This is a genomic window from Corynebacterium spheniscorum (genome assembly GCF_900113445.1).
Classification (GTDB): Bacteria; Actinomycetota; Actinomycetes; order Mycobacteriales; family Mycobacteriaceae; genus Corynebacterium; species Corynebacterium spheniscorum.
Genome location: NZ_FOPJ01000003.1, coordinates 255,979 through 265,881, shown reverse-complemented (window position 1 = coordinate 265,881; position 9,903 = coordinate 255,979). Strand labels below are relative to the sequence as shown.

Here is a 9,903-nt window from a genome sequence, read left to right as displayed (position 1 = left end):
TCGGTGTCAACCTTGTCGGTGGAGACCTCGAGCAAGGGCTCGTCGACCTCAACCTTGTCGCCGACGGACTTCAGCCACTGAGTGATGGTGCCTTCAGTGACGGATTCGCCCAATTCGGGCATCTCTACAGAGAACGCCATTGTGTAAGACTCCTAGCAAGTCGTGTTATGTCTAATTTTTGCCGTTCCCTCCGAGACTACCCCTTAAGGCTCAAATAATCGGGCCTTGGGTGGGTCAGTGCACTTTTGGGGTGTACACGGTCTGGGGTGTACCCAAGGAAACGGCGATACACCCTACAATCTTAGAACGTGTTCAACCTTTTCGGACGTCGATCCGCCAAACCAAGCCTGCGCCCTCCGCGCGCCCCTGGGGAAACAATCCGCACGGAGGATGCCGCTGAGCTCAAAGCCTGGGCCCGCGGCCGCGCCTTCATCGAGGCATTCATTGAACCAGAAACCCTGGTCAACGAGATGTCTGCGGTCGTAGTCGATGAGAACGGGGAGTTCATTCGCCGCCGCATTGGTGGCCCCAAAGGCATCGATGCACTCAGCAAAATGCTTGGGTGCCCGGTGTATGACGTGGAAGAAACCGGGTACCCACAGCGGATGCGTAAACGCATTGAAAGAGAAAGAATTTTGCGCAAACGCGCGGAGCAACGCCAACGTCGCGAAGCCTTTGAACGCGGGGAATTACCGGATACCCCGCCCTGAGCAAAAAAGAAGCTTCTGCTACGCCCCTGAGAAAGGGGGTGGCCGGAAGCTTCTTTTATTTGAGGCTGCGAGTTACTTCGCTAATTCCTGCAAGGTAGCCAGGAAAGCGCGAACCGGCACGCCGGTGGCGCGCACCGGAAGATAACCGGTGGCACTGGCCTTGTTGAAGGAAGGCCCAGCGATATCAACGTGCACCCACTGCACACCTTCGGCAACGAACTTCGAAAGATAGAGCCCGGCATAAAGCATGCCGGCATTGCGCGAATTCGACACATTGCGGATATCCGCAATGGGGGACTTGATGTCTTGTTCTTGTTCTTCCAAAAGCGGCATCGCCCAGGCCGGCTCACCAATGGAACGAGAAATCTCCGCAAAACGATCGCGGAACTCATCAGAACCCATCACACCGGAGGTGCGTGCACCCAAGGCCACAATCTGGGCGCCGGTTAAGGTAGCGGTTTCCAGGAGGTATTCCGGCTCATCTTCACAGGCACGCGCAATCGCATCGGCGAGTACTAGGCGGCCTTCCGCATCGGTGTTGAGCACCTCGGAGGTAATTCCGCCATAGTGTGCAATCACATCACCGGGTCGGGTAGCAGTACCTGAGGGCATATTTTCTGCCAGCGGCAAGGTGGCGGTGATCTTCAGAGGAAGCTTCATGCGGGCCGCGGCAATCACCGTGCCGGCAACTGCTGCGGATCCACCCATATCGGAGATCATGTCTTCCATGCCAGAAGAAGGCTTAATGGAAATACCGCCTGTATCAAAGGTGATGCCCTTGCCCACAAAAGCCACGGTCTTAGTGGCGTTCTCGGGGTTCCAGGTCAGGCGCACCAACCGCGGTGGGCGCTGGGAGCCTTGGCCAACAGCTATGATGCCGCCATAGCCCTGTTCTTTGAGCTGCTGTTCGTCCAGGATCTCTATGTCCAGACCAACCTTGGTGGCTTCTTCTTCCAAGATGGCGGCATAGGACTCCGGGTAGAGATGCGAGGAAGGAGTATTGACCAGGTCGCGGGTAAAGCAGACACCTTCTGCGGTGATCTTGGCGAGCTCAAAGTCTTCTTCGGCGTTCTCGGCGAGCACGGTGATCTTCTTGACCGGGGTCTCAGAAGCCTTGGGTTCTTCCTTGTGCATACCCGCATAAGAGTAGGCACCCAGGATCAGGCCTTCGATGGCGGCCTGGAAGTGGAAATCACCTACCGTGGTGGCCACATGCTCTAAGCCGTTGAGGCTTCGGGCAGCAGCACCGGCGGCCCGGCGAACCTGTTCGGCATCCAGTTCAGCTTCGGATCCCAGGCCCACCGCGATGACGGCGGCAGCATCGACACCTTCTGGTGCGGGAACGCGGGTGATCTCTGCGGCACTGCCCTTCGCACCCACCGCGTTGAGGCTGCCCAATAGTGCTTCAGCGTGGTCATCTTCGAGCACCTTGGTGGTGCTGGTGGGGATTTCTACGCTGTCATCGGTGGCGAAAATGGGGATTACAAGGGCATCGAGATCCCCGGGTAGGGCGGTGGCGTCGCTGGCTAGTTCAACTGCGGTGGATAGGCCGCGGCACGGTAATGCGAATCTGCTCACTTAGGGTGAAACCTCCGTATGTTGTGGGGAATTCGGTTTGGGCTTTCGCGCCAGGGCGAAGTCTGGGGCTTAGTGTAGTCACCCTGATCCAATAGTGTGCGGCGCATAACAGTCCCATCTGGTGGGATGGAATGTCTCTAGTGTTGGCATAGCGTCTAGGGTGCGGGTATCCCACAAATTCGGGTAATTGATCTCAAAACGTGGGACCCCACGGCTCGTGGTGGTGGGGATGCGTTGTAAGGTGATCACATGTCTCTCGAATTCTCCGTGACGCGCAATGCCGACGCCGCTTCCCCGGAACGCCGCGCCGAGATCCTCGCCGACCCGCACTTCGGCACCTACTTCACCGACCACATGGTGATGATTGATTGGACAGTAGACAAAGGCTGGCACGACGCCCGCGTGGTGCCCTATGGTCCACTGAACGTCGATCCGGCCACCTCGGTATTCCACTATGGCCAAGCAATCTTCGAAGGCGTCAAGGCATATCGCCAACCGGATGGTTCGATTGCCACCTTCCGTCCGGACCAAAACGCTGCCCGCATGCAGCGTTCCGCGGAACGCTTAGCGATGCCGCAGCTGCCGGAAGAAGACTTCATCAATTCCCTAAAGGAACTGATCAAGGTGGACCACGAGTGGGTTCCGGAAGCTGGTAGTGAAGCTGCCCTGTATTTCCGCCCCTTCATGATCTCCACTGAACACACCTTGGGGGTTAGCCCTTCGGTGTCGTATACCTACATGGTGATCGCTAGCCCCTCTGGTGCTTATTTCTCCGGTGGCATCAAGCCGGTGTCGGTGTGGCTATGTGAAGACTATGTGCGTGCCGCCCCGGGCGGTACCGGCGCTGCAAAGTGCGCCGGTAACTATGCTGCCTCCTTGTCCGCCCAGGCTCAGGCCACTGAGAAAGGCTGCGATCAGGTGGTGTGGTTGGATGCCCACGAGCACCGCTATGTCGAAGAAATGGGTGGCATGAACCTCTTCTTCGTTTATGGCGAAAGCGATAACGCTGAGATCGTCACCCCGGAGCTTTCCGGCTCGCTGCTTCCCGGTGTGACCCGCGATTCCCTGCTGCAGCTGGCCCGCGATCGTGGCTACAAGGCCACTGAACGCCGCATTAGCACCCAAGAATGGGAAGAAGATGCTGCCAGTGGTGCTTTAACTGAGGTGTTTGCCTGCGGTACTGCTGCGGTGATTACCCCGGTGGGTACGGTGCGCTCGCAGCATGGTGATTTTAAGATCGCTGATGGCGATGCCGGTGAGATTAGCCTTTCGCTGCGCGAAACCCTCACCGGGATTCAGCGCGGTGAGGTGGAAGATACTCACGGCTGGATGCACACCCTGCTAGAAGCTTAAGAAAAACAGAGAACTGCCCTCCTTGCATTTCGATGCGAGGAGGGCAGTTGTAGTTAGAGCAGGCGGGAGGCTTGGCGGAGCACCGGGACGGTGGCTAAAGCACCGGCACCCATGCCATACCTGATGCCCATATCGACTAGCGGTTGGGCGGAGATAATGCGAAGCGCTAATTCCTCAGCCGGTTCGGTGGGGGCTTGGGTGGGAAGTACCCATTGTGCCGCCCCGGGGGCTAGGCGATCTGCACAATAAGCAGCTACTGCCGGTAGTGCGGCATCAATGAGAATCGGGGTGCGCCGGGAGGCGGCTTGGGCGATCAAACCGGTCAGCACTGCTGCGGAAGGGGAACCTGCGCGGCGAAGTACCTCATGCGGGCGGGTGAGATCACCGCGTACCCGGAACATGGCGTTGCGGATGACATCTACTTTGTGGCACCAGGCATCATCGCCAATGGCGTAGGGGGCGCCGGCTACCGCCACGGGTTCGGTGCGGGTGAAAATACCCATCAAGGTGGCAGCAATGGTGGAATCCCCGCGGCCTAGGGTGGTGGCGGCAAGAACCCGGGTGCCGGCATCGATAAGCTGATCGGCGATGCGGCGGCCAATGCCCAAGGCGCGTTTGAAATCTTCTTCAGAAAGCGCGTCTTCGTGGTCAATAGGTGCGGCAGCGCGGCTTACGCGTTCATCGCCCCACACATCATGATCGATGGCCACATCCACGGCTTTTAAGCTGCAGTGCGCATCGCGTAGGGCATCGGAAAGGATGGTGCTGCCGCTGGTGAGTTCGCTAAAAGCGTGGGCAGTGTAATCGGCATCGCGGTGGCGGCTTAACTCCGGGGGAAGACCATTATCACCGGCGATGACCACCAGGGTCATGGCAAGCGGGTCCGTATCGGGGCCCTCAGCGGCTTCTGGGGTTAAACCGTGCCCGGCGAGGAAACCGGCGGCTCGCGCCAGGGTTCCCCAACCACGCTTGGATAATTCCGCGGTTATTGCTTGGGCACGCTCAATGTCCGGGGAGGGGACCGTTAAGCCGCTCGTTGATTCAGCACTCACCTTAAGCGGGATCCTTTCTTCGCAAATTCAGGCCGAGGGGACATACCAGGTGCGGCATAGCTGTAGCTGTGCCGCACCTTTAAGGGACCTAGTTGATGTCCGCACCGATCTCGACCTGCGGCCGCGGCGAACGCCATTTCCGTGGCTGCGTTGCTCGGGAGTAGGCGTAGAAGCCGAGGCCAAAGCCGGCGGCGAGGGTGCCGGGGAAGTTTGCGCGGACAGCGCGGTTGACGCGGCGGCCGATGATGAAGCCTTCGACGGCGAAGACGATGATGAACATCATGGCCAGAAGCGACATGATGGAGGCGAATTTCGGGGCGAATTGGCCGGCCAGCATGACCACGAGGAGGCCGAGGGCCACGGGCATCACGAAGTTATTGGTGAAGCGGCGGGCGTCGACCCAGTCGCGGGCGAAGCGGCGTTCGGGGCCTTTATCGCGCGGCATGAGGTAGCGTTCATCGCCGCGATCCATGGCCGCCTGGGCTTCCATTTGGCGTTGGCGGCGTTCGCTGCGTTCCTTGCGCTTATATTCTTTCCATTCCTCCTTCGACATGGAGGCTTTGAGTTTTTTGCGCTCCGCGCGTTGTTGCTTGGGGGTGGGGAGGCTGCCGCCGGCAGGGCGGACGATGCCACGCTCGATTTCGCGTTCGCGGCGCTTAGGTGTGGGACGACCCTTTGGCGGGGTGTAGCCCTTGGGGAGCTTGGCAGTTGTGCTGCTTTGCTGATCATTAGTGCTGCTAGACACCGTATTTTCGGCGCTCGTCTGGGCGTCGCCCGAGGTTGGCGCGGCGTCATCGGATTTTTGCCAGGGAAGTTTCACACTCACCAGGCTACAAGTACCACACCCGAAGGTGAGCTAAGGACCTCTTTAGGTGTCTGGTGTGGAGTGGTGCATGAGGGTGCTGTGGTTGTGTGTGTGGTTGGCCGTGCGGGGAACAAAAACACCGTGGTGCGACGTTGAAAGCTATAGCCTGATTCCGGATCGCGCCCTATGATGGGGGAAATACAGCACCTTGTGCGCCCCGGTACCCACATAGTGCGGTGGCGCGTGTGTGAGGGCTGAGAAATAATTTTTAGGCACTATAAGGAGAATCTGACTCATGACCGCTCCCTCGACAAGCACCGGTGTGAACTTAACTGATGCGGCAGCTGCCAAAGCCAAGGCGCTGCTAGACCAAGAAGGTCGGGATGACCTTTCGCTGCGGATCGCGGTGCAACCAGGTGGTTGCGCGGGGCTGCGTTACCAGCTCTATTTTGATGACCGGAACCTCGACGGCGATGTTGCCGACATTATTGGTGGGGTGCGTTTGGTAGTCGATAAGATGAGCATCCCTTACCTTAGCGGCGCCACCATCGATTTTGCCGACACCATTGAGTCGCAGGGCTTTACCATTGATAATCCGAATGCCACGGGTTCCTGCGCCTGCGGTGACTCCTTCAACTAGCTGAAGCTGCGTGGCGCGCGCCCCGGGTGTGCGCTGTGCAGTGCGCCGTCCGCGCCCATCCGCACCCCTCAAAACGATAAGACCCTGCTCTCCCGCATCAGCGCGGAAGGGTAGGGTCTTTGTGTTGCTTGGGTTGCCGGAGGCCCAGGCCCCTAACCGAGCTTTAGATATTCACCGGGTAATCCGGGTTCTCGATCTTCGGATCAATGCGGTGTTCCACAAAGATCCCGTGCCACACCATAAAGGCCAGCACCGTCCATAGGCGACGGGAATGATCAGAAACCCCATCGCGGTGTTCCTTCAGCATCTCCAGCACCGCAGCTTTATCGAAGATATCGCCGGTCTGGGATTCCTTAATGGTGTCCTGTGCCCAGCCATGAAGCTCATCGCCAGCCAACCAATGCCGCATCGGCACCGGGAAGCCCAGCTTCTTGCGGTGCAGCACATGCGGCGGCACGATCTGCTCCATTGCTTTACGCAAAGCATATTTCGTGGTGCCATGCGCGATCTTCAGATCATGCGGGATAGATTCGGCAACGCGGAACACTTCCTTATCTAAGAAGGGCACGCGCAGCTCCAAGGAGTTGGCCATATTAATCTTGTCGGCCTTCACCAAAATATCCCCACGCATCCAGGTGAAAAGATCAAGATGTTGCATGCGCGCCACCGGATCCATATGGCGCGATTGCGCATAGATCGGGGCCGTTACCTCACGGTGATCCCACTCGCGCTTCGCCCAGGGCAGCACGCGCTGAAGCTGCTCAAAGTTAAAAGAACGCGCATTGCCGTAGTAACGCTCCTCCATTGGCGTGGTGCCGCGCTGCAGCAGCGACTTACCCTTCATCCCCTCTGGCAAAATATTGCCCAGGTGGTTCAGGCCCTTGAGCAGCGGGCTGGGCAGCTTCTCAAAGGGTGCAAGGGAAAGCGGCTCCTTATAAATGGTGTAGCCACCAAAAAGTTCATCTGCACCTTCTCCAGAGAGCACCACCTTCACGTGCTTGCGGGCCTCGCGCGCCACAAAGTACAAGGGCACCAGCGAAGGATCCGCTACCGGATCATCCAGGTACCACATGATCCGTGGGATGGCCTCGGCGTATTCCTCCGGGGACACCACCTTCACAATGTGCTCAGCCCCGATGGCTTCCGCGGATTCCGCGGCCACATCCACCTCGGAATAGCCTTCGCGCTCAAACCCGGTGGTGAAGGTCAGCAGGTTCGGGTTGTGGCGTTTTGCCAGCGCCGCAATGGCGGTGGAATCAATACCGCCGGAAAGGAAGGAACCCACCGTCACATCGGCGCGCATATGCTTTTCCACGGAATCTTCTAGCACGCGGGCAATGCGATCAAAAAGATCCTGCTCTTTACCTGCTGTCACCTTGGTGACCTCAAAGCGCGGGCGGAAGTAACGATTATCCATCACCTGACCACCAGGTAACACCGTGGCGGTGCAGCCGGACTCCAGGCGACGAATCTGGCTGTGCAGGGTTTCCGGTTCCGGCACATATTGCAGGTCCACATAGTGCTCAATCGCGCGGCGATCAAGGTTCAGTTCTAGACCCAGCTCCGGTGCCATCTCCAAGATGCACTTCTTCTCCGAAGAAAACACCGTGCCCTTATCAGTGGTGGCATAAAACAGTGGCTTAATGCCAAATTGATCGCGCGCTAAGAATAAGGTGCGCTTTTCTGAATCCCACACCGCGATGGCGAACATGCCGCGTAGGTGCTCCACTACCTCTTCGCCCCAGTGGTGATAACCCACCACAATGGTTTCGGAGTCACCGGAAGTGCGGAACTCATAGCCATGCTCCTGCAGCTCCTGGCGCAGCTCCACATAGTTATAGATCTCGCCATTAAAGGTCAGCGCATAGCGTTCCGGGTTCTCCGGCGGCCCCCAGCGCAGCGGCTGGTGCGAGTGCTCCAAGTCAATAATGGAGAGTCGATTGAAACCGAAGACCACGTCATCGTCATTCCAGGTGCCAGCATCGTCGGGGCCGCGATGCCGCATGCATGGCAATGCCCTTTTAATGGCGTCCACATAATTCGGGGCGTCACTGTGGCCCGATAGCATGCCTAATAGCCCGCACATAGTGCTCGCGGTCCTCCTCGCGGTTGGGGAAAAATTTTTAGGAATCACAAACACGATACGCGGGGCCATAGGGGGCGCGGTACTTGCCTTTCCGAGAGCGTGTGGCTGAGCTTCCCGCAATTGGCTCCGTAAGGCAGTGGGCATGGGGGAGACGACGGTGGTCGGGAACTTTAGTGAGTAGAGGAATGACCAACTTTAGGATGATCTACAAAGTAGTCGCTGAGCTGCGCAAAATGAGCTCGACATCGCGGCACTTTTGGGGCGAGTTGAACGTACAACTTTGATCTCCTCATGGCGGAGATGGGGGCCGACGGGGGTGATTCACGCCCGAAAGGAGTCAACCCTTAGGATGAGGTTCGCGCTAAGAAAATGTGAGGTCCGCTACATTGTGACGCTTGGTGGCTGAGGGTTCATGCAGACTACTCCGCGTAGAGCGCCTATTTTGCCAAGAGTTGCTGTGAATAAGCAGCCAGAAGTTGGAGAAGCCTGGCTATTTCCCGAGATGGGGATAAAGGCTCTATGGGTTAGTCTTGGTTAGAACAATTTTTGTGTGGACAGGAAGGCAGACACACGTGCAAACGCGAAATGAGCGTGGCTTTGGGCGTCGTGCCCTGACCGCAGGCGTAATTGGCCTCGGCGGGCTGACCCTCGCTGGTTGTGACGTCGACGGACCTGGCGGTCTGCTCGGCCAGTTCCTGCGTATGGGTTGGCCAGAAGGTATCACCCCGGAAGCTCATGCAATGGGCAACTTCTGGGTCTGGATCTGGGTCGTTGCCTGGATCATCGGCATCATCATGTGGTCGATCATGATCTACTCGATCTTCGGCTGGACCGCCAAGAAGGCCGAGAAAAAGGGCAAGGGCGAATTCCCCAAGCAGCTCCAGTACAACATTCCCTTAGAACTGGTCCTGACGATCATCCCGATCTTCATCGTCATGGGTATCTTCTTCTTCACCGTCCAAACCCAGGAGCGGGTCACCGCTTTGGATAAGGACCCTAAGGTTACCGTTGACGTCACCGCTTTCCAGTGGAACTGGAAGTTCGGTTACCAGCAGGTTGCGGCTGAGCTCAGCCCCACCGGTTCTGACTATGACGGCATTGACCCGGCCCGCCAGGCTGAAGCTGAAGCTTCCAAGGTGGACCCGAATGGCGATAACCCGATTCACGGCGCATCGCTGAACGACCGTTCTTATCTGCGCTACAACAAGATCGAAACCCTCGGCACCACCGATGAGGTTCCGGTCCTGGTGCTCCCGACTGACACCGCCATCCAGTTCGACCTCGCCTCCGGCGATGTCTCCCACAGCTTCTGGGTTCCGGAGTTCCTCTTCAAGCGTGACGTCTACTCGCACCCCGAGGCTAACCAGGCTCAGCGTGCATTCCAGATCGAAAAGATCGAAAAGGAAGGCGCCTTCGTTGGTCGCTGCGCAGAAATGTGCGGCACCTACCACGCCATGATGAACTTCGAGCTGCGTGTTGTGTCTCCGGAAGACTTCACCCGTTACCTCGACTTCCGCATGAAGAATCCGGAAGCCCCGAACTCTGAAGCTCTGAAGTCGATCGGCCAAGAGCCGTACGCAACCAGCACCCACCCGTTCAACTCTGGTCGTACCGCCACCCGCGATGGTGACAACTACGTCGACCACAACCAGAACGCTTAAGGCGACGAGGAGTAACAG

At 58.1% G+C, this 9,903-nt stretch carries 9 protein-coding genes; 4 read left to right on the top strand and 5 right to left on the bottom strand.

The window, feature by feature from the left end; all coding sequences use genetic code 11:
* Nucleotides 1-140 (bottom strand): biotin/lipoyl-containing protein (locus tag BMZ01_RS11520; protein WP_425304775.1); only part of this gene is annotated, 140 nt, incomplete at its 3' end.
* A 168-nt stretch (nt 141-308) separates the two neighbouring features.
* Here BMZ01_RS11520 and BMZ01_RS04015 point away from each other — a divergent pair.
* Nucleotides 309-710 carry an oxidoreductase gene (locus BMZ01_RS04015; protein WP_092284663.1) on the top strand — a complete coding sequence of 134 codons (402 nt, stop codon included), beginning with the start codon at nt 309-311 and terminating at the stop codon, nt 708-710.
* A 72-nt stretch (nt 711-782) separates the two neighbouring features.
* Here BMZ01_RS04015 and BMZ01_RS04010 read toward each other — a convergent pair whose 3' ends face one another.
* Nucleotides 783-2,288 carry a leucyl aminopeptidase gene (locus BMZ01_RS04010; protein WP_092284661.1) on the bottom strand — a complete coding sequence of 502 codons (1,506 nt, stop codon included), beginning with the start codon at nt 2,286-2,288 and terminating at the stop codon, nt 783-785.
* Nucleotides 2,289-2,537: 249 nt separating this feature from the next.
* Between BMZ01_RS04010 and BMZ01_RS04005 the strand changes: the two genes are divergently transcribed.
* Nucleotides 2,538-3,641: a branched-chain amino acid aminotransferase gene (locus tag BMZ01_RS04005; protein ID WP_092284659.1), complete on the top strand. Its 1,104-nt coding sequence runs from the start codon at nt 2,538-2,540 to the stop codon at nt 3,639-3,641.
* Nucleotides 3,642-3,694: 53 nt separating this feature from the next.
* Here BMZ01_RS04005 and BMZ01_RS04000 read toward each other — a convergent pair whose 3' ends face one another.
* Both BMZ01_RS04000 and BMZ01_RS03995 read right to left on the bottom strand, forming a co-directional pair.
* The gene (locus BMZ01_RS04000; protein ID WP_092284657.1) at nt 3,695-4,693 is read right to left on the bottom strand and encodes a nicotinate-nucleotide--dimethylbenzimidazole phosphoribosyltransferase; all 999 of its coding nucleotides are present in this window, start codon (nt 4,691-4,693) and stop codon (nt 3,695-3,697) included.
* 88 nt (nt 4,694-4,781) lie between these two features.
* Nucleotides 4,782-5,513 carry a DUF3043 domain-containing protein gene (locus BMZ01_RS03995; protein WP_092284745.1) on the bottom strand — a complete coding sequence of 244 codons (732 nt, stop codon included), beginning with the start codon at nt 5,511-5,513 and terminating at the stop codon, nt 4,782-4,784.
* A gap of 280 nt (nt 5,514-5,793) precedes the next feature.
* On the opposite strand from BMZ01_RS03995, the gene BMZ01_RS03990 reads away from it, so the two are divergent.
* On the top strand, nt 5,794-6,138 hold the full coding sequence (locus BMZ01_RS03990) for a HesB/IscA family protein (RefSeq protein ID WP_092284655.1): 345 nt from the start codon (nt 5,794-5,796) through the stop codon (nt 6,136-6,138).
* A 163-nt stretch (nt 6,139-6,301) separates the two neighbouring features.
* On the opposite strand, the gene asnB is transcribed toward BMZ01_RS03990, so the two are convergent.
* Nucleotides 6,302-8,224, bottom strand: coding sequence for an asparagine synthase (glutamine-hydrolyzing) (gene asnB, locus BMZ01_RS03985; RefSeq protein ID WP_092284653.1), 1,923 nt, complete (start codon nt 8,222-8,224; stop codon nt 6,302-6,304).
* A gap of 572 nt (nt 8,225-8,796) precedes the next feature.
* On the opposite strand from asnB, the gene ctaC reads away from it, so the two are divergent.
* Nucleotides 8,797-9,885, top strand: coding sequence for an aa3-type cytochrome oxidase subunit II (gene ctaC / locus BMZ01_RS03980; protein ID WP_092284651.1), 1,089 nt, complete (start codon nt 8,797-8,799; stop codon nt 9,883-9,885).
* Nucleotides 9,886-9,903 lie beyond the last annotated feature (18 nt).

Coding starts and splice junctions, on each gene's coding strand:
- BMZ01_RS03990 (WP_092284655.1), top strand. CDS start 5,794: ATGACCGCTCCCTCGACAAGCACCGGTGTGAACTTAACTGATGCGGCA.
- BMZ01_RS04005 (WP_092284659.1), top strand. CDS start 2,538: ATGTCTCTCGAATTCTCCGTGACGCGCAATGCCGACGCCGCTTCCCCG.
- asnB (WP_092284653.1), bottom strand. CDS start 8,224: ATGTGCGGGCTATTAGGCATGCTATCGGGCCACAGTGACGCCCCGAAT.